At 41.8% G+C, this 20805-nt stretch carries 16 protein-coding genes and 1 tRNA gene; 8 read left to right on the forward strand and 9 right to left on the reverse strand.

What is annotated here, in order from left to right:
- Positions 1 to 169: 169 nt before the first annotated feature.
- Both ACQY73_RS24265 and ACQY73_RS24270 read right to left on the reverse strand, forming a co-directional pair.
- Entirely contained in the window at positions 170 to 2038 is a 1869-nt protein-coding gene (locus ACQY73_RS24265; protein WP_428655950.1) for a proton-conducting transporter membrane subunit, read from the reverse strand.
- Between the two features lie 14 nt (positions 2039 to 2052).
- Positions 2053 to 4545 (reverse strand): YbcC family protein, encoded by a 2493-nt coding sequence (locus tag ACQY73_RS24270; protein ID WP_428655952.1) that lies wholly within the window; start codon positions 4543 to 4545, stop codon positions 2053 to 2055.
- 463 nt (positions 4546 to 5008) lie between these two features.
- Between ACQY73_RS24270 and ACQY73_RS24275 the strand changes: the two genes are divergently transcribed.
- The gene (locus ACQY73_RS24275; RefSeq protein ID WP_428655954.1) at positions 5009 to 5563 is read left to right on the forward strand and encodes a hypothetical protein; all 555 of its coding nucleotides are present in this window, start codon (positions 5009 to 5011) and stop codon (positions 5561 to 5563) included.
- 85 nt (positions 5564 to 5648) lie between these two features.
- Here the strand turns inward: ACQY73_RS24275 and ACQY73_RS24280 are convergent, their stop codons facing one another.
- Together ACQY73_RS24280 and ACQY73_RS24285 are read right to left on the reverse strand one after the other, a co-directional pair.
- A complete protein-coding gene (locus ACQY73_RS24280) occupies positions 5649 to 6515 on the reverse strand; it encodes a DMT family transporter (protein ID WP_428655956.1) in 867 nt (288 codons plus the stop codon).
- Between the two features lie 53 nt (positions 6516 to 6568).
- Positions 6569 to 7651 carry a tetratricopeptide repeat protein gene (locus tag ACQY73_RS24285; RefSeq protein WP_428655959.1) on the reverse strand — a complete coding sequence of 361 codons (1083 nt, stop codon included), beginning with the start codon at positions 7649 to 7651 and terminating at the stop codon, positions 6569 to 6571.
- Between the two features lie 278 nt (positions 7652 to 7929).
- Here ACQY73_RS24285 and ACQY73_RS24290 point away from each other — a divergent pair, with 278 nt between their 5' ends.
- Positions 7930 to 8940, forward strand: coding sequence for a hypothetical protein (locus ACQY73_RS24290; protein ID WP_428655961.1), 1011 nt, complete (start codon positions 7930 to 7932; stop codon positions 8938 to 8940).
- Positions 8941 to 9063: 123 nt separating this feature from the next.
- Here ACQY73_RS24290 and ACQY73_RS24295 read toward each other — a convergent pair whose 3' ends face one another.
- Positions 9064 to 10578 (reverse strand): magnesium chelatase, encoded by a 1515-nt coding sequence (locus ACQY73_RS24295; protein ID WP_428655963.1) that lies wholly within the window; start codon positions 10576 to 10578, stop codon positions 9064 to 9066.
- Positions 10579 to 10782: 204 nt separating this feature from the next.
- Between ACQY73_RS24295 and ACQY73_RS24300 the strand changes: the two genes are divergently transcribed.
- Both ACQY73_RS24300 and ACQY73_RS24305 read left to right on the forward strand, forming a co-directional pair.
- Entirely contained in the window at positions 10783 to 12117 is a 1335-nt protein-coding gene (locus tag ACQY73_RS24300) for a 4Fe-4S dicluster domain-containing protein (RefSeq protein WP_428655966.1), read from the forward strand.
- A 4-nt stretch (positions 12118 to 12121) separates the two neighbouring features.
- Positions 12122 to 12439 (forward strand): DUF3784 domain-containing protein, encoded by a 318-nt coding sequence (locus ACQY73_RS24305; RefSeq protein WP_428655968.1) that lies wholly within the window; start codon positions 12122 to 12124, stop codon positions 12437 to 12439.
- 294 nt (positions 12440 to 12733) lie between these two features.
- Here the strand turns inward: ACQY73_RS24305 and glf are convergent, their stop codons facing one another.
- From glf to tgt, 4 genes are all read right to left on the reverse strand, one after another.
- Positions 12734 to 13834 (reverse strand): UDP-galactopyranose mutase, encoded by a 1101-nt coding sequence (glf, locus tag ACQY73_RS24310; protein ID WP_428655970.1) that lies wholly within the window; start codon positions 13832 to 13834, stop codon positions 12734 to 12736.
- A 93-nt stretch (positions 13835 to 13927) separates the two neighbouring features.
- Positions 13928 to 15217 (reverse strand): nucleotide sugar dehydrogenase, encoded by a 1290-nt coding sequence (locus ACQY73_RS24315; RefSeq protein ID WP_428655973.1) that lies wholly within the window; start codon positions 15215 to 15217, stop codon positions 13928 to 13930.
- Between the two features lie 105 nt (positions 15218 to 15322).
- Positions 15323 to 16834: an OmpA family protein gene (locus tag ACQY73_RS24320; protein WP_428655975.1), complete on the reverse strand. Its 1512-nt coding sequence runs from the start codon at positions 16832 to 16834 to the stop codon at positions 15323 to 15325.
- 168 nt (positions 16835 to 17002) lie between these two features.
- Positions 17003 to 18136, reverse strand: coding sequence for a tRNA guanosine(34) transglycosylase Tgt (tgt, locus tag ACQY73_RS24325; protein ID WP_428655977.1), 1134 nt, complete (start codon positions 18134 to 18136; stop codon positions 17003 to 17005).
- 113 nt (positions 18137 to 18249) lie between these two features.
- Here tgt and ACQY73_RS24330 point away from each other — a divergent pair, with 113 nt between their 5' ends.
- The 4 genes from ACQY73_RS24330 to ACQY73_RS24345 all read left to right on the forward strand — a co-directional run bounded on the left by ACQY73_RS24330 (position 18250) and on the right by ACQY73_RS24345 (position 20662).
- Positions 18250 to 19422 carry a glycosyltransferase gene (locus tag ACQY73_RS24330; protein WP_428655979.1) on the forward strand — a complete coding sequence of 391 codons (1173 nt, stop codon included), beginning with the start codon at positions 18250 to 18252 and terminating at the stop codon, positions 19420 to 19422.
- A gap of 46 nt (positions 19423 to 19468) precedes the next feature.
- Complete coding sequence (gene rsmG, locus ACQY73_RS24335; RefSeq protein WP_428655981.1) at positions 19469 to 20092, forward strand: 16S rRNA (guanine(527)-N(7))-methyltransferase RsmG; 624 nt, start codon at positions 19469 to 19471, stop codon at positions 20090 to 20092.
- A 35-nt stretch (positions 20093 to 20127) separates the two neighbouring features.
- Positions 20128 to 20403, forward strand: coding sequence for a hypothetical protein (locus ACQY73_RS24340; protein WP_428655983.1), 276 nt, complete (start codon positions 20128 to 20130; stop codon positions 20401 to 20403).
- A 185-nt stretch (positions 20404 to 20588) separates the two neighbouring features.
- A tRNA-Asn gene (locus tag ACQY73_RS24345) sits at positions 20589 to 20662 on the forward strand.
- Positions 20663 to 20805 lie beyond the last annotated feature (143 nt).

A 20805-nucleotide genomic window follows, 5' to 3' on the forward strand; every position in this document is an offset into this window, starting at 1 on the left:
CCTAACAAAGATAATTGAATCATCAATTTAATGATGAAAAGTGCTTGGTCATTCTCTTATTGACATTTTTTTTGAAGCTATTCCTACAAAAAAAAGAGACTGTCCTCATAGACAGCCTCTTTCAGTATTACCTACTAACACTAAACAATTAAACTACAGACAAAAATTTTTAAGAGGAACGATACGCGGTTTCATACACTGATTTTACGTGTGGTCCCAAGAAAATTCGAGCATAAATTCGAATGATGGCAAGGCCGTCAATAATGAAGCTCAGCGAAATAGAAAATGCCAGAATAGCCTGATTTTCATGAATATGACTGAAGATCAAGTCCTCTCCGATGAACGTTGGGGTGATCGGAAAACCGGAGACTCCCAAACATGCCATCAAAAAGATAAAAGCCAGTTTCGGATGTTTATACGAATGACCGTGGAATTGGTCAAGGTCAATATTGCCTTCGAGTGATTTAAGTGTATTGAGGCAGATATACCCCAAACCTCCTGCGACAATAATACCGCTTAAGTAAAGAAATGTATGATCCAGCGTAAAATGCTCATTGAACGAAATCGAAAGCGCGATCCAGAAGTGGTTCAAAATGACCAAGATCCAGCTCATTCGTGCTTTTTTGCGCTCCGTAAATGACTTCAGAACCATCAACAATCCAATGATCGAAAAGAAGATAGGCAAATAAACATGAATGTTGGCGGGAATCATATCTTCATAATAAAGAGAGATCATACCGATCAGATACGTTGGAATAAAGAAAATCAGCACTCGATTGACCGTCAGGAAGTTCATTTTATTGCCGGCCCATTTCAATGGATTCCACAAATATTGGTACATAAATGAATCCAGATTCCATTCTTTGACGCTCAATGTATAAAGTGTATATTCCAATTTCTTGGGAAAGAAATCTTCGATGGAACGTTCGCGGGGAGAGAAATTGTAGAATTGCTCACGAATCAGATAACTTACTACCGACGGCGAAACCAATAATTGATACGTTCTCAAAAAGGCATTTCCTGCAAAGTGGAACATCGCAAGCATTTCAAAACCCGCCGCGACTTCGATAAAGATCAACCCGATCTGCGCAATGGACGCATACGCGATCTGGCTTTTGACCGAAGATTGAACGCGGGCAATTCCCGTTGTGATCACAGCCGTAAACAGTCCCAGCAACGCGATCAGAATTCGTACCGAAAGCTGATGTTCCCAAAACGGATAGGTTCTCAACAGAAGAAACACCCCTAAATGCACCGAAAGAGAGCCGTAGAAAATGGCCGTCGATGGGGTAGGGCCTTCCATGGCGCGCGGCAACCATGAAGAAAAAGGAAGTTGTGCCGATTTTGCCGCTGCTGAAATCAGGATCATGACCGAAATGAAAACCCCGATCCACGTGTGACTTTGGAGATGTTCGTGGACGAGTTCATAATTGCTTAATTTCAGAAAAGTAATGTTCTCATGGAACAGGTGGTGGCTCATCCACATGGCCAGAATCAGTCCTACGTCACCGATTCGATAAATGGAAAATACTTTTACGGCGTTTTTGACGGGTAGATAACGATCTCTGTAAAAGGCAATTAATAAGAAAGAGGAAATGCCCAAAATCTCCCAGCCAATAAAAAGTGTTTCGAGATTTCCCGAAAGAATGGCCGTGTTATAGCCAACGTAAAAGAAAAGGATCGTATTGAAAAAACGCTTGTAACCACTTTCGCGGTGGAGATAATAGCGACTGTATATGGTGACCAAAAAGGTCAGAAAAGAACCAACAAAGAGGTATGTAGCGGCGATTTTGTCAAAACAGAAGTCAATGAAAAATTCGTATCCTATAGATTTAAAAAGAACAATGTCTTTAATGTTCAGGACAGGTTGGCCATTAAAGAGCCAATAACCCAAAAAGCCGATAGTACTTGCCAAATGTAAACCGACCGTACCAAAAGCAACCCCCGAAATGATCCCTTCTTTGCGCGCCGGTATCAGTAAACTGATCAGGAATCCTACGATGGGAAGAAGAATGAAAATATGAATGAACGACGTCATGGTCATGGTGTAATCTAGCTAAGTGAATAAACGGGAAGGTTTTCCTGATGGGTTTCTAATAAATGCGTAATATCATCTATGCTGTCAATGTGGTTTTCCAATGGTTTGTAAGAAACAAACTCCCCATTTTTAAATACCGAAATTTTATTCGTTTCGGGATTTATCACGGCCAGATTAACCCATTCATTGATAAACCATTCATACGTAGCAGGATTTTTCTGAATCGTTGCCAGTACTACATCCGGCAAGTGTTCCACGATCATCAACAAACGTACAGGGTCATGTACTTCGATCATTTGGCTTGGAAGGCCGGGGCGTAGATCACCGTCAATTCCGTTGGCAACGCCAAACAACCCCATCACATTGTGCGGCAATTTGGTGCCTGCACCAAGTTTTTGATTGTCTACTCGCGAGAAGAAGTACTCAAGGTTGATTCCTCCACATACCGGAGCGGCCGCGTTGAGAATATTAAGGAGGTATTTTCCTTCAGGGTCTACTTTATAACTGAATGAGTTCAAAAATGCCCGTCTGTCCAGAAAAACACCTTTTGATAAGCTCCGACGACCTATGATACACAGGGCATTGGTGGCGTGATTGAGTTCAGGACGAGGCTCAAATAGTGACACTGAACGAGTTTTGACTTTCTCGTGGATCTTTTTAGGACTCAATGTTGTGTCGATGGATTCAAATCTCCGTGAACGTTCTTTGGCATTATAATCCAGTGCTTTCTCAAAAACAACTTCGTTTTTATTATGGCTCTCCAGATTTTTAGGAGACAGTGAGTTTTCGTCAAAATACACAATTTCGTCGCGGGTCGTATCATGAAGCCCACCGATGAATTGCGTATCGGCAGGAATAACGATGCCTCTGTCGCTCAAAATGGCTCTTACTTTTGGATGATTCGCCATGAAAGAAATAACCCGCGAGTTGACCGAACCGGCGCGCCCGGCACAGGCTCCGCAATCGTAAGCGGCATAGTGAGGGTTATTGACACTGCTCGAGCCGTGACCGATCACGTACACGATGGGCGCAAAATTTTCTACTAATCCTATACTCTTCAAAAGATTTTCAACACGGATAGCCATCTCATCAATGGTAAACCCGATCTGAAGATTGTTTTCACTGTGACCGTGTTTATTCTCAATGGTAAGCGTCGAAAACTTATCCATGTGTTTGAAAGAAGATGCCGTCGCCGGACTCATGGAGGGGCTGAATATGTTGGCAAACAACTTCACTGCCGACCAAAAACCAAGCGTTTGGGAGATTAACCAACCACTGTAAAACGAATGCGAGTGTTTGGTAAAATGCACATCTTTCTGCCGTCTGTTTTTATTGCCGACCTCTTTAATGAGGTATTTGGGTGTTACCGGAGCCGGGCAGACTTTGGTGTAAAACTTGCCGTCTTCGGGTTGATAAAAGAACTCTACTCCAAAGAACCCCGGAGTGCCGAACGTTTCGCAGGCCGGATCAAATTCTTCCAAATACCGCCGAAGTGAGCACTCACGGTCATCGATGCAGAACATCGCCTGAAAACTTTTCCGGGAAGTAGTGGTTTTAGCCGTTTTATTGTTTTGAAGTCCCGTTAAAACCTGATCGTAATAGCTCCATTCAAAAGCCTCCTGCCAAAGGGTCATTACCTCATTTAGTTCTGTTTTTTGGATAGGGGCGAAAAGAGGAATTGGCAATTGTACGATATGATTTTTTAAAGGGAGCCAACCGTTGCCGCAATGAAAATCAAGGGCGTCGATTTCAAGTAAAAGCTCAAAAACAACGAGATCATGCAGTGATATTTTACGTTGATCAAGTAAAGATTGAGGTTGGTCTTCAATGGCCGAGACCATTCCTGACCAGCCCTGATGCGCAAATTGCTGATCAAAAAGATACTGTTTATTAAGTTCTTTGTCGCCTACCAGAGTCTCCAAAAGGTCTTCTATTTCACAGGTGCTGTTTAGAAGGAGATCTTTGGCGCGAGATGCTCTGAAAATACTCGTAAAGCTGTTTTTCTCCAGCTCTCTCATTGAGGCAAGAAACGTTTTTTGCTTTATCGGAAAATTCCAGATCGAAATCCCCTGATCCAGATAACTGCAAAGAACCCTGAAAAGGATCGGATGCACGAGAGAGTCCAGATCTACGCGGTAATGTTTTTTCCAATTAGCCCTTAATGCGCCGATTCTGGGCAGGGCTGATTTTTCATATTTTTTGGTAAGGAGATTTTTCTGCCATTCACTCAGCGCCTTAGCTCCCTTCTTTTCTACAATGATTTTATCAAGAATGTCTTTTCTGATGCGTTGGGACTCATATAATGCCCGATACTCATCTAACGAAAGCGAAACTTTATAGCCCAATATTTCAGAAGCACTTTGAGTAGCGTCGTAAAACTTCTCTTGCTGAAATGCGTGCAACGTATTATGGTGAATAAAGTCTTTTAGCGGAGCTTGGGCAGGCAAAAAGTGCTTCAAATCATGGAGCACTTCGTGTTCATCGAACAATGAATCATGTGTTTTCATGTACTTACTATGGTGTTTGCTATGAACTCGGTAGACGCCTGAGTAATAGTGATTGGACAAATGAACGAGTGCGCCCTTTGTCAACGAATATTCAAATCTACGGCATGAAGAATTGCGCGAGATTAATTTGAAATTAAAATACAAATAGTACCGTATTATATGATTTTTAACAACCCGATGCGGTTAAAAATACAGTCAAAATAAAAGAATATCAAGGTGCTGTAATTCAGTATGTTATATTGTTTGTTTGTGCTTTTTGATTTGAAAGGACGCTGCAAATACTAAAAATATACAGTCTTTTTTTAATCCTATTTTAATCTGCTGATTTTCAGGGTTTTTAATGAAGTCGGAACCTGAATTGGAAAAAACGCTTTCAGATTGCCATTTTTGTAGTACCTTTTGAGTTGTCAATGATTTTAACCCATTCATTTCAACAACCCTTTTACTTTTTTACTACGTTAAAATGAAACGTTTTAAGCAACCTTATTGTGCGCTGTTGGCAGGTTTGATTTTGTGCTTTACAGGTTCTGTACTGCTCGCCCAGCAGACTCCTCGAAGAGACACGGTTTTTTTTGAACCTTTATTGGAAAATACTCATTTAAAGCCGATTGTGATTGGTATGAATGGGAAGTATTATTACGGCGGGCAACGCCTGCGAAATCAATATTCGCTCGAAATTCCTTTTGGCGAAATGGATGATCCCGAAGTAAATCGCTATTTTACTCAAGCGCGCACCATTCGAACGGTAGGTTCGGTTGTATCGGCATTGCCAAGTATTTACTTTTTGGTTACGTCGCGGTCGGCAGGGGGGAGTGGAGTAAGTCGCCAAACATTTTGGATTACCTACTTTGGCGCCATTGGGGTTTCGTTGGCGTCAAATTTGGTTGCCAATTCTAAATTGCGTCGAGCAGTCAACACCTATAATTCGCGTTTGGGCCGCCCACGGTTCGGGCTTTCGGCAGAGCCGTTGCAAAACAACGCGATTGCTGTTGGATTCAGTTTGAAGAAAACGCTGTAGGGGCAGGCCTTGCGTCTGCCCGGTTACGTCGTCCAAATAGGGTGAATTGGGCAGAAGCAAGCCCCACCCCTACGGTACCATACGCTTACGAAAATTTATCACGTTGTGCTACGTAAAGCCCCGCAATTACCAGTGCAGTTCCCGCAAAGGTATGCCAGGAAAGAGGCTCATTGAGCAAAAGGCTTGAATACGTAAACCCAAAAATAGGGCATAAAAACAGCCACAGCGAAGCCTTAACAGCATCTTGCCGCAGCAAATAAAACCAAAGTTGCAGCGAAATCACCGATACCGGAATGACCAACCAGCCTACGGAAGCCCAAAATTGAAGATCCCAATGCGCGTGTTGCCAATCAGCAAAATAAATGGTAAACGGCAACAGCATCAGCCCTCCAAGTGTCACCTGCCAACCATTGATCAGTAAGTTGGGCAATTGCCATTTTACTTTGGAATAATAGACACTTGCCGCCGATACTGCCACAATGCCTCCCATGAGGATAGATAATCCACGGACACTTGCGTAGCTGTTTTGAAGCAAAGGCCACGTAGCCAAAGCCGCCCCCGAAAGACCCAATACAACGCCAATGGGTTCGTACCACTGTAAACGTCGTTGAAGCCAAACGGTTGAAATGATGATGACAAAAAGTGGCCCCGTAGCGGTTGAAAGGCTCCCGATACCCGCAGCTACTTCACGCATCGAAATCACAAAAGCACTCAGGTATAAGGTGGTGTTAAAAAACGCGAAAATGAAAAGCTGAAGCCACTCCCTGCCTTTAGGAAGCGGGTTTTTATCCTTTTGAATAAGGTAAGCAAAGCCAAGCATCAGACCGCCCGCAATGACAAAGCGGACATTGGCCAAAATGAGAGGATCTGCCGATCTGATTCCAAACTTAGTAGCTACTGAGGCCGAAGCCCACAAGGCCGCGAAAAAGAGGCCAATGAGAATGTTTTTCAAAAAAGTAAGCGTGGGTTAAAAAATGTGGATAGTGGGTTGGCGGCCTGAAGGTATTATTTACATTTTTGGGTAAATTTTACCGAAGACTCTTCATCTCCCAAAGATTGGCCTTGTCGCCACATTTTGCAAGCTTTTTCTTTCTGATTATTTAAAAAAAGTGCTTCTCCCAGCCAAGCATGAATTTGGTCTGTTGAGGGGTCGATGCTATACGATTTTTGAAAAGCTGACAATGCCTCCGTTTTTTGGCCTTTGTGTAGAAAATAAATACCCAAATTGCGGTGCGCGTAACTGTTTTCGGGGGCTTTGGTCAGCGATTGGTCAATCAATTTCTTAGCTTCCTCAAATTGATTTTGCAGCAGCAATACATAGCCTTTGTTGTTCAAATAAATGGGGTTAACAGCATCAAAATCCAAGGCACGATCAATGAATTGCAAGGCTTTTTCGGGTTGTTTATTCCGCGCAAAGATCAGAGCCAGGTTATTATAGGCCAATTCCTGCTGTGGATTAAGTTTCAATGCCTGTTCAAAATCTTTCTGCGCTTCTTTAAAGTTCTTTTTCGTAAAATAAATCACACCGCGATTGACCAACGCCTGTACGTTTTCGGGGCGCAGTGTGAGCGAACGGTCGTATTCGGAGAGCGCTTGTTCATAATATCCCTGTTGCGATTTTAAGTCACCCCATTTTAAATAATAATTGGTAGAATCTTGGTACGACTTTCGAATTTGTTCGAGATCGGTTGCGGCAAGGGAAAATTCATGTTTATCGATCAATGCCCCGGCTCGGTTGAAATACGCTTGATCAAAGGTTCTGTCAATGTCAATGGCTTTATTAAAATCTTCGAGTGCTTTGTCTAATTCGCCTAAGCGCAAATAGGCAATGCCGCGATTGCTGTGGACATCCGCAAAATCACTTTTCTTCGCAAGCGCTTCGTCATAATAATGAATAGCGCCGGCGTATTCTTTCTGTTCCAGTTGGAGATTACCTTTTAAGAAAAATTGCGCTGCTTCGCTCTCATTTTGATCAGAACAAGCGGTCACCGTAAGCGAAAAAACAGAGATAATGATGGCGTAAAACAGAAAAGCGGGGCGTATAAATATGCTGCTGATAGTTGTTCCTAAAGACGAAAAAGTGCTCATAAATGCTTCTTATTGAAGCAACAAAGATAACGCCTTCGTCGGAGGATTTGCCGAAATTTTACTTTTTAATTATAACGTTGTTTATAAGAAAAATTATATACTGTCCGAGGCCTTTTTTTGCGCTTGAATTTGCCTGATTTTTGCTGTAAATATTATTTGTAATATCTTGATAATTAAGTATTTAAACTATGGATTTTGAATGAATTTCGGTGAACTTTCAAGGGCGTGTTTTTGTTATTATTTTATAGTTATGTTATATTGAAATAATACCAAAAACCATGATAAATCAACCGGAAAATCAATTAACACATGCCGATGAGCAGTGGCGCAAATCCATTCCTGCGCAGGTGTTTTTAAATCACTTCAGGGGGATTGATTACCACCTTCGCCACATGGCCGGTTTTTATAAAATCGGACGTATAGGATGGTTTAAGACGTTTCGTCCCAAGCAGGAAGCAGAACGTTTGGAAGCTACCAAAAAATGGCTTCTGAATGCATGGAATGCCGAGTATACGCTGCGTACAACGGCGGCTAATCCCGACGAAAATTTCCAGAAATATGCTCTCCACTGGACATTTCCGCAGGCGTATTACAGCATATTATACAGCGCCAAGGCGTTTTTGGCGATTCAGGGAATCAACGTAACCAATGAATCGGCTATTCGACAAATTATTAACGGATACGTGGTCAGAGGTTGGTACCCAAGATCCATCAGTTTTTTTGCGGATGGTTCACCCGGGCATTACAACCTTCACAATCTTCCTGATAGTGAAGAGCAGGCACTTTTGTTGCCTATCGAAACACCCAAGCAAGCGGAAGCGCACGTAGCTCAATTCTTAAAAACAACGCGAAATCTATACGCTCGTGCCTTTCGTCAACGCTTACAGGCGAATCCTGAAAAAGCGCTTCGGACAAAGACAGGAAAGGTATTGACCAAATTTGACGTACGCCATTGGGATCAGATCACCAAAAGCATGGGCGTGACCACTTACTTTGATATGATGGGAAGGCTGAAAGTATCAGGAAATCAACGGGAATTAGAGCGATTTGTAGAAGCCGATATTAATATTCCCCAATTTCATCATTCATTGCTGAACATTGTGAAGTACATCAATTTTATTCATGAATGTTACGTAGCAAAGGCGGTAGGAATAGATCAATACGCACAATGGGTTGACTCATTGCCGGCCTATTTGCATGACGGATTTATGAAACAACGTTTAGAACTGAACATTCGGCCTTTGCTGGATTCGTTTCGGCCCAACCAGCCACTGGCAATGGCTGCCTAAAGTCAATTAAGTATTCGTTCGCATTTGTTTTAACTATCACGCAAAGCCGCAGAGGGGCAAAGAGATTATGTATTTACCTCTTTGCCCCTCTGCGGCTTTGCGTGAATAATTGTGTTGTGTTACTTAGAATACATCATCGTCGTCTTCGTCGTCCGGACCGGAGAACATGCTGCTGAGCAAGTCTTTAAAATGAAGACCATTGTCCAATGCCTGTTTGCCGATGAGCGAATATTCGGCCATCCCGTGCAGCGCAAATTCCATTAAGAACAGTTTTTCTTCACGGCTCAATCCTCGGTGGTACTCGTCTACCAGATCGTCCAACCCTTCGATGGTGCGTAAGCGTGCTTCGTATTCACGATTGGTGAGACCGCTTAAAATATCCATTTCATTTTCACCAAACCAATCCTGTATCTTTTGGAAAGGGTTTTTCGCTCCTTTCTTCTTCTTAAGCGTTTCAGGGTTAATGAAATAGTTCAGGAACTGCGTACGGATGGCTTTGCCGATCAGGTTTTGAGCTACAATAACCGGTCCTTCCACTTCTCCTTCATAGACCAATTCTACCTTGCCACAGATGGCAGGCACTACGCCATAAAGGTCAGAAATACGTACATAAGTATCTTTCTCGCCGTTCATCAGCACGCGCCGCTCTGCCGCAGAAAGCAGGTTTTCGTAAGCTGCAATCGTTAATCGGGCAGATACTCCGCTTTTTGAATCTACATATTCGCTTTCACGGGCTTCAAAAGCGATTTGCTCAATGAGATCCTTAATGATCTCATTGGTTTTGACCATTCCTTTTTGCTCCGTTTTGACAATCGCTTCCTGCTCCGTGATCTTGCGCCCTGTTTCGAGCGTTTTGGGATAGTGAGTTACTATTTGACTGTCAATACGGTCTTTCAAAGGTGTTACAATGCTTCCGCGATTGGTGTAATCTTCGGGGTTGGCTGTAAAGACAAACTGAATGTCAAGCGGTAAACGCAGCTTAAAGCCACGAATTTGAATATCACCTTCCTGCAAAATATTGAACAATGAAACCTGAATACGCGCCTGTAGATCAGGAAGTTCATTGATGACAAAAATACAACGGTGCGAACGCGGAATAAGCCCGAAATGGATAACGCGCTCGTCAGAATAAGGAAGCTTAAGCGTTGCGGCTTTAATAGGGTCCACGTCACCGATCAAGTCGGCAATGGAAACATCGGGCGTAGCGAGTTTTTCGGCATAGCGTTCGTCGCGATGCAACCATGAGACAGGGGTATCATCTCCTTTTTCGTCAACAATATCACGCGCAAAACGCGAGAGCGGTTGCAAAGGGTCGTCGTTTAGATCAGAACCGGTAACAACCGGGATGTATTCATCCAACAAATTGACCATCAATCGTGCAATGCGCGTCTTTGCCTGCCCTCTCAACCCCAACAGGTTGATATGGTGCATGGACAAAATGGCGCGTTCAACATCAGGAATAACCGTGTCCTCATAGCCCCAAATGCCCGGAAAAACCGATTCTTTGGCGCGTAATTTTTCAATAAGATTGTCTCTTAGTTCCTGCTTTATGGACTTAGGTTGGTATCCGGTGGCCTTTAATTCTCCAAGCGTGTGGATCTTTAGAAGTTGTTTTGACTTCAACTCACGATAGGTCATATTGTCGAAAATTGGTTAGTTTGGGTATGTGTGTAACAGCCCAACGCGTAGAATAGTTTTGCGGCGCTTCCCTAAAGTTAAGAACTTTAAAGAAGTTTAGGGATAGTCGGGCAGTTTTTTATCGTGTTCATTTGCTTCCTATTTCATTTTTCCGATATTTGTTCATACTCTGCCTGCAGAATAAATTAACTATCGCGAACCAATATGCAAATTGTTCAACAACTTCTTTTTGTCGCAGCACTGGGTGTAACGTCTTGGCTCATCAGCAAACGCATCGGAATTATTAAAAAAACGATTCAGCTTGGCAAGGCCGAAAATCGCACGGATCGCCCAAGTGAACGGCTCTCTACCATGCTGCGTGTGGCTTTTGCCCAAAAAAAGATGTTTGATCGTCCCGTGGTGGGTTTGATGCACTTTATCATTTATGCGGGTTTTTTGCTTATCAACCTTGAAGTACTCGAAATTGTCTTAGATGGTATTTTTGGAATGCACCGTTTGTTTGCGCCTATATTGGGCAGTTTTTACCCCATTCTTATCAACTTTTTTGAATTACTGGCTGTTGGCGTGCTTACCGTTTGTGTGATCTTTCTGATTCGCCGTAATATTACCAAAGTAGAACGGCTGCAACCTGCCCGTCATCGCGAACTGAATGGCTGGCCGGTATTGGATGCCAACACCATTTTGAGCATTGAAATTGTGTTGATGATCGCGATTTTGAGCATGAATGCCGCCGACAGTATTTTACAGGAACGTAGCGTGGAGCATTATCATCAGGTGGGACGCTTCTTTTTCAGTGGGTTTCTGACACCTATTTTTTCAGGCTTATCAGATGGAGCATTGGTTGTTCTTGAGCGAATTGCCTGGTGGGCGCATATTTTGGGCATTTTTGGCTTTGCATTGTACGTGACGTATTCCAAACATTTGCATATTTTTCTGGCTTTTCCCAATACCTATTTTACCAATTTAGCACCCAAAGGCGAAATGCCCAACATGCCTGATATTACGAAAGAGGTCAAGATCATGTTGGGATTAGAACAGCCCGATACCACAGAAGTTCCCGCTGAGATCGGGCGTTTTGGGGCCAAAGATGTGGCCGACTTAAGTTGGAAAAACCTCATGGATGCGTACTCATGCACCGAATGCGGCCGATGTACATCAGCTTGCCCGGCCAATATAACCGGCAAAAAGCTTTCTCCGCGCAAGATCATGATGGATACCCGCGACCGTTTGGAGGATGTAGGTAAAAATATGTTGGCCAATGGCGGCGAATTTAAAGACGATGGAAAAAGCCTGCTTGGCGATTATATCTTGGAAGAAGAGATATTAGCCTGTACCACCTGCAACGCCTGTGTACAGGAATGCCCGGTTTTGATCAATCCCCTGGAGATTATTCTACAGTTACGTCGTTATAAAATCATGGATGAAGCCCAGGCACCCGGCTCGTGGAATGCCATGTTCAATAACCTTGAAACCAACCAAGCCCCTTGGAAATTCTCTCCCGACGACCGTTTCAATTGGGCTGATAACATTAAAAGCTAATGTAATGAATGATCTATGGGTTATTGGTGGTGTAGGCTGTTTATTGATAGGATTGGGTTTATTTATTTGGAAAAAGCAGGCAATTTATCTTTTGTCAAATTTTCCACATGACCCAAATCAACTTACTGATCTAAAAGGGTTGGCTCGTTGGGCCGGTATTTTCCTTATTCTTATGGGGTTAGCCGCTTTTATCACGGCTGGTATGGCATGGTGGCTAAGCGGTACAAAATACGAATGGGTCTTTATTCTCTTTTTTATACTCTCCATTTTTCTGCTTACCATTATTTACCTGATCGGAGGTCAACGGTTTGTGAAAAAGTAATTGTCCGGAGATCATAAATGCAAAAACGGGACAGTTACCTGCCCCGTTTTTTTTATTCTTTGAATAAGCTTCTTGTTTGCACCTTAGTTCATCAAAATTTTAAGGAAACTAATAATCAGACATTCCATTGAATGTTAATTTTTAACTTGCTTAAACCATTTTGCGACTGCTTTTCAGCATTTGAGACGCTTTTGGCGTTTCTTACTCACTGTTTTATTCCCGTATAAAAAAATAAAACCACTGAACGAAAAGAAACACTTACCCAAAGAACTATACGAATATAATCCTTTTTTTCTATTCTCCAAAATGTTTTCGAACTTTTGCGAGAGCAGAACCAACCACTTGGTGCATGTCATAGTAACGATATTCGGCTAAGCGTCCTCCAAAAATAACATTTGCTTCCGCATCAACCAATTTACGGTATTCGCGCAGCAATTTATCATTTTTATCATCGTTCACGGGATAATAAGGCTCCTGCCCGGGTGTCCATTCCTGTGGATACTCGTGCGTAATGACCGTTTTATCCTGTGTACCGAATTCAAAATGTTTGTGTTCAATTATCCGTGTATAAGCGGTTTCACCGTCAGTATAGTTCACCACGGCATTGCCTTGATGGTTGGGTGTATCAAGCGTTTGGTGTTCAAAACGCAAACTGCGGTATTCCAGATAGCCAAGCTTGAAATCAAAATATTCATCCAATTGTCCCGTATACACGATCTGCTTGGCCAAAGCATCTAATGTTGCCCGATCTTTAAAATAATCAACTCCCAAGCGAACATCAATTCCTTCCAATAAAGCTTCATTGAGTTTATTATAGCCCCCGATTGGAATACCCTGATAGCGATCATTGAAATAATTATTATCAAAGGTAAAACGCACGGGCAGACGCTTAATAATAAACGCCGGCAGGTCCACGCATTTGCGTCCCCATTGTTTCTCGGTATAACTTTTAATGAGTTTTTCGTAAATATCAGTTCCTACCAAAGAGATGGCCTGTTCTTCCAGATTTTTAGGGTCTTTAATGTTTGCCGCCTCAATTTGTTCCTGAATTTTCGCTTTTGCTTCTTCGGGAGTACGCACTTTCCACATTTGGTAGAAAGTATTCATATTAAAGGGCAGGTTGTACAATTCACCGTAATAATTCGCAACCGGCGAATTCGTGTAGCGATTAAATTCTACAAATGAATTGACATAGTCCCATATTTCTTTGTCATTGGTGTGAAAAATATGCGCTCCATAATAGTGGACGTTAATACCTTCTACATTTTCGCAGTAAGTATTTCCTCCAATATGATTTCGTCGGTCTATCACCAGGCATTTTTTTCCTCTTTTGGTAGCTTCGTGCGCCCATACATTTCCAAAAAGGCCCGCGCCTACAATCAGATAATCGTACATAGTTGTTTGTTTATGGCTTCTTATAGCTTTTATGTGCCGGCTATTTATAAAAGAATCATTCCGGACGGAGAATTATTTGTTTGCAGTCTTTATTTATAATCGCCAATACGTAATATTTTCATCGGTATTCTTATACATTCCTTTCAAGTCCATCAAAATCGGTTTATCATTCATAATGGATTTAAAGTAGTCAATGTCCAATGTTTTATATTCATTATGACCTACTGAAACAATAACGGCATCGTAGTCGGTCGAAGGCTTATCCATAAGCGTCAGTCCGTATTCATGGGCAACTTCATTGGGAGAAGCATACGAATCAACAAGGTGAACATTAATAGAAAAGCTCATTAATTCCTTCACCAGATCCGCCACTTTTGAATTGCGAATATCAGATACATTCTCCTTAAAGGTAATTCCCATCATCAGCACTTTGGCATTTTGAGGACTTTTACTCTTTTGGATCAACATCTGTACCAACCGTTTTGCAATAAACGCCGGCATTCCGTCATTGATACGGCGTCCGCTGTGAATTACCTGTGGGTCATAGCCTAATTTTTTGGCTTTATAAAGCAAGTAATAGGGATCAACGCCAATGCAATGCCCGCCAACCAGACCCGGATATAATTTAATAAAATTCCATTTGGTGCCCGCCGCTTCAATCACATCCTTAGTGTCAATGCCCATGCGGTCAAAAATGATCGCCAGCTCATTCATCAGGGAAATATTGAGATCGCGTTGGGTATTTTCAATCACTTTGGCGGCTTCGGCTACTTTGATGGTAGGAGCTTTGTAAATCCCTGCGGTAATGATTTTGCCGTAAACTTGTGCAATTTCTTCCAATGCTTCGGCATCGCTTCCTGAAACTATCTTCAGGATTTTGTCAATGGTGCGTTCTTTGTCCCCGGGGTTGATTCGCTCAGGCGAATACCCTATTTTAAAATCTTCTCCTAATTTCAGTCCTGACTCTTCTTCCAGAATTGGTAAACAATCTTCTTCAGTACACCCCGGATAGACGGTTGACTCATAGATGACATAGTCTCCCTTTTTGAGGGCTTTTCCAATGGCGTGTGAAGCGCCGATAAGTGGTTTAAGATCAGGAACTTTATAATCGTCAACGGGAGTAGGAACTGCTACAATAAAAAAATGAGCCTGTTGTAAATCCTCAGGATTGGCCGTAAAAAAGATATCTTTTCCTTCAAAAACATTCGAATCCAGTTCATTGGAAGGGTCATGCCCCGCCTTCATCATATCAATGCGGTGCTGATTAATATCAAATCCAATGACTCGAAAATACTTGGCGAACTCTAAGGCAATAGGTAATCCCACGTAACCAAGGCCAATAATTGCTATTTGTTTCTCTTTTTGGAGGAGTTGCTGATACATTTTATTTATTAATCTGGCCGTAAAGATAGTGAACGGGTTGGGTGACTACCAAATAAAAAGACCTTGACGTTTGTCAAGGTCTTTTCTATGAGGGGCCTTTAAAGATTAAGGCATCAATTTCAATTCTACGCGACGGTTTTTCTTCAATCCGTCTACTGTTCCGTTGTCAGCGATTGGTTTGAATGAACCGTAAGCATCAACTACTATACGGTTTGGATCTTTCAAGCCTGCCTGACCAAGGTATTGTTTTACAGCATTTACGCGGCGTTCAGAAAGTGCTACGTTGTAGCGATCAGAAGCGCGACGGTCAGCGTGCCCGGCCATTTGTAAGCGACACTGTGTTTTATTCATCAACTCAACCACTTTGTTAAGCAAGTCATAGAACTCAGGTTTGATGATGGCTTTGTCGGTATCAAACAATATATTAGCAAAGATCTCGGTGCAAGCCATACCCGGGAGGGCATCTCTTACGTATTTATCAAAGTCGATTTTTTGACCGGCACCCGTTACGATACTTCCTGCCGGAGTATTAGGCTCTTTATCGAAGTAGTCAGATACACCGTCATTGTCCGTATCCTGTAACAAACGGGGGTCGATCTCTTTTGGCTTGTTAGCTTTAGCAATAGAGTCGATTTCGGCCAATGTAAGGATTTTCGGAGGTTTCACGAGCAATTTAGGATCAGTATAGCGCAGGTGATAGAATCCTTTTCCTGCATCAAGTGCGTTGAAATCATACGCCCATTTGCCGTTTTTCTTTTCTACTTTCAATGGATTCTTGCCTAATTTATAGGTCAAAGTTACGGCCAGATAGCCATATTTATCAAGAGCAGAGTTTCCTTTAGGTGTTCCTAAGAAATTGTTTGCATCACCGCCTTCAAACAAACGACCACCCGTTGGACCATCGTAGATAGAAGAAGGATCTCCACCGACGGTAGCATCCAGTTTTTCAGTATTTACGTTATTCAAACGAAAATCAAGACCAAGATCAAGATACTTTGTCAATTCGTATGAAGTAGTAAATCCGACAGGAATTACCCACTCCTGTGTATAAGAGGAAGCTTTTTTGTTAAGCTCAGTAGTATTGTTACGCAACGTTGGCGAATCGTCTGAACGACGCTGTAAACGTCCTGAACCTAACTGATAAGCGGTAGACTTAAACCAAATTTGGCCGGCACCACCATAAATATCCATCTTCCAGCGCTTCAATTTAGTTGGACCAAAAAGAAGACCTTTGATATTAACTGTAGCTGCTACATCAGCCTGAAAATAATTAGCATTGAAATAAGACTGATAAATACGACGTTTCATCCCCTTCAAATTTCCTGCACCAACATCTAATCTTGCCCCAAAGAGGTAGGTAAGTTGTTTTCCAAGGGATACACCAAAGTGCATAGTTCCACGTTCTGAACGGCTGTCGAAGTTATTAGTACCTACAGGGAAGAAGTCATATTCACGCAAATCGCCGTAAAATTGACTGGGACCAAGATAAGCACTTAAAGACCAAGTGTTCAGCTTGTAGGGGCCTTCGTAAGGAGCCTTTGGATTGTACTGCGCCCGTGTTTCGAGCAAGCATGATCCCAACAATACGAATGTGACAAGCAGAGATACTTTTTTCATAATAAACCTTTTTGTTGAATAAGGGGGATACGTGACACTGTATGTTTAATTAACATCTACTATCGCAAAAATAGTCTTTCCTGACCAGATTCGCCAACAAAAGTATGGATTCAATTTTTATTTCAAAAATGTTTTAATAGTCTAAAGAAAATTCTTTTTTGTCAGCTTTCAAAGACGTTGGGTTATTTTTTTCAAAACTTCAGCCTTCCAATGATAAAATGTGCCGTCAATAATTTGTTCACGAGCCTGACCGACAAGCCACAAATAAAAACTTAAATTATGCACACTGGCAATTTGGGCGCCGAGCAGTTCTTCCGATTTTACGAGATGCCTTAGGTACGCTTTTGAATAAAAAGTGCTGACATATCCTCCCAGGGTTTCATCAATTGCGCTGAAATCATCTTTCCATTTTTCATTTTTAATATTTATTACTCCCTGAGTTGTGTATAAAATACCATGCCGGGCATTGCGGGTAGGCATTACACAGTCAAACATATCTATTCCCAGTGCGATACTTTCCAATATATTTTCCGGCGTGCCTACTCCCATTAGATAACGGGGCTTGTTGGCGGGCAATATATCACACACCAACTCAGTCATTTCATACATATCCTCGGCAGGTTCTCCTACCGATAATCCTCCGATAGCATTGCCCTCCCGCCCCATGCCGGCAATGAACTCCGCCGATTGTTTTCGTAAATCTTTATAAACACTCCCTTGAACAATGGGGAAAAGGGTTTGTTGGTAACCGTATTTAGCTTCTGTGCTGTCAAAACGGTCACAACAGCGCTTCAGCCAACGATGGGTCATATCCATAGACGTTCGGGCGTATGAAAAGTCACATGGATAAGGAGTACATTCGTCAAAAGCCATGATTATATCAGCTCCGATCTGCCGTTGAATGTCCATGACACTTTCAGGAGTAAAAAAATGCGTTGAACCATCAATGTGTGATTTGAATTTTACGCCTTCATCGCTGATTTTGCGCCCTGTTTTGGCCAATGAATATACTTGATACCCTCCGCTGTCAGTCAAGATAGGTTTGTCCCAACCGTTAAAACGATGCAGGCCGCCGGCTTTTTCGATTATATCCAATCCCGGTCGTAAATAGAGGTGGTACGTATTTCCTAAAATAATTTGAGCTTTAATATCCTCTTTTAATTCGCGTTGGTGAACGGCCTTAACGGTTCCTGCTGTACCAACAGGCATAAATATAGGTGTCTGAATAGTTCCGTGGTCGGTTTGTAGCGTACCTGCACGGGCTTTGGTGGTGGAATCTTTATGAATAATATCAAATTTCATGGAAGTGAATCGACTTTTAAAGCGCAAAATTAGAATACTATATCATTTAATCTATCATCAGGTCTTTAGCATCTGCTCAACCCCTGTTATATTTGCGCACTTTTTACTACCGTATGGAGATATTCTACTCGACCAATTGGTTACTTTATCCTACTTTAAACATTTTACTGGGCATTTTTGCACTAATTGTCTTAGTTCAACTGTATTATATTTTATTTGTATTTACGAAGCTTCTTCTTCAGCCATCTTCCGTTGAAAAAAAACAATGGCCCGCAGTGACGGTAGTTGTTTGTGCGCACAACGAACTGGAAAATTTACGTGAACTTCTTCCCATGCTTCAGGAGCAGGATTATCCTGACTATGAGGTGATTGTTGTAGATGATCGTTCGTGGGATGGAACCGAGGAGTTTGCCGAAACCGAAGCAAAAGCGTGGGGAAAGGTTCGTTTTTTGCATGTTCGAAAGGAATATGATCACGTTACTCCTAAAAAATACGCCGTCACGACTGCAGTTAGAGGCGCAAAGCACGAGGTGATATTATTGACCGATGCCGATTGTCGCCCCACGACAGACCAGTGGATACGAGGAATGGCAGCTCATCTTACCGAAGAAAAACAAATTGTTTTGGGATTTTCTCCTTATGAAAAACATTCAGGCTTGCTCAACCGTCTGATTCGGTTTGAAACCTTTTATGTTGCAGTGCAATACTTATCATTGGCTTTGGCAGGGAAGCCTTACATGGCAGTTGGCAGGAATTTAATGTATAAGAAATCGCTTTTTACTCAAAATAAAGGTTTCTACACGCATTTACGGATTACAGGAGGGGATGATGATCTGTTAATGAACGAGATTGCTACTGAGCATAATACAGCGGTTTGTCTTGATGCTGATACATTTATGGTGTCAATTCCAAAAACAAATTGGAGTGACTGGTATCGACAAAAGACACGACACTTGTCGGTAAGTAAATATTATAAGACAGGGAATAAAGTCCGTTTGGCAATATTGTCGGGCACCCATGTACTAAGTTGGTTACTGTTTTTGGGCCTGCTTATGGGTTGTTTATGGAATTTTCCGACTTTGCTTGCGTATATACTAATAATAGGAGTTGTTTTTGGTTTACGGTTTGTGGCACAGTGGATTGTATTGGGACTTGCTTCCCGTAAACTTTATAATTCAGTAGATTGGTTTGCAATTCCCTGGATGGATATGACTTTATTTATTTATTATTTTGTAATGTCTTTTGTCATGTGGTACAATCGACGTAAAAAAGTAAGATGGAAGTAGAAGAGTACAAACTCTTCCCCAAATAAATACTGTTAAGACAAAAACTATGCAATTGATAGAGAAATATTTTCCGAAGTTAACGATACAGCAAAAAGCGCAATTCGCTCAATTGCAGGAGCTTTACGCTTTCTGGAATGCACAGATCAATGTTATCTCACGGCAAGACGTTGAAAATCTTTATGAACGCCATGTGCTTCATTCACTCAGTATCGCCAAAGTGGTAAAATTCAGGGAATTTGCCAGTATTTTAGATGTAGGTACCGGAGGCGGTTTTCCGGGCATACCGTTGGCTATTATGTTTCCTGAATCAGAGTTTCATTTGGTGGACAGTATCGGCAAAAAAATCAAAGTAGTACAGGAAATCGTCAAAGCACTTGAATTAAAGAATGTTCGGGCAGAGCATTGTCGAGCTGAACAAGCTGATGGTGACTACGATTTTGTAGTCACTCGTGCAGTAGCACGTATGGCATCACTATATGAATGGGTACGCCCCAAAATCAGTCGTAATCATGTGCATCCTATTACGAATGGTATACTTGCTTTAAAAGGAGGTGATTTGGACGAAGAATTAGCGGAGTTAAAGCGTAAATGCCGTATCTTTGAATTACAGGATTTTTTTGAAGAAGAATTTTTTGAGACTAAAAAGATAGTTTACTTACCTATCGGTTAGTCTCTTATAGTTATAAATAATAAAATAATTTAATCATGAACGAAATATTCAAATCAAGCAGTATAAAAGACCCCGTTAGGCCTAATGAGGTTCATTTGACGGATAAAGGTGTAAGTTTTAAAATGAAAAAACTCATTGGAGGCACTGAGCAGTTTGTGTTTTATAGCGACATATCAGGGGTAGAAATTGACAGCGGTATGTTCTTTGCAACAATCCGGGTAATTCCTCGTGCAAGGCCGGAAATTGTAATTGAAAACTTCACAAAAGGTGATGCACAGCGAATCAAAGCGCTTATTTTAGAGCGAGTATAGTTGGCTACTATTGCTATTTGTGAGCAATTTATTAGGGTTTCTTTCTATTTAGATACTTTTTAATCTGTGGAATATCAGGCGATAAGCAAAATTACAGTAAAGTTTTTGAAAAAAATCTTGCATTGAAATACTGAACTCCTTACTTTTGCACCACCAAAATCGGAAACGATCAAGGTATCCAAAATTCCCGAGTAGCTCAGTCGGTTAGAGCATCTGACTGTTAATCAGAGGGTCGCTGGTTCGAGCCCAGCCTCGGGAGCCTCATTAAAAGCCTGATAATCAATAGATTGTCAGGCTTTTTTGTTACATTATAGTTTAAGCAATAAACTACGGTTTAAACATGGTTTAAACATTTTGAAAATGTTTAAACTGATTATTGTCGATTCATTTTGCCAAGTGAAC

The organism is Runella sp., from assembly GCF_965279615.1.
GTDB lineage: Bacteria > Bacteroidota > Bacteroidia > Cytophagales > Spirosomataceae > Runella.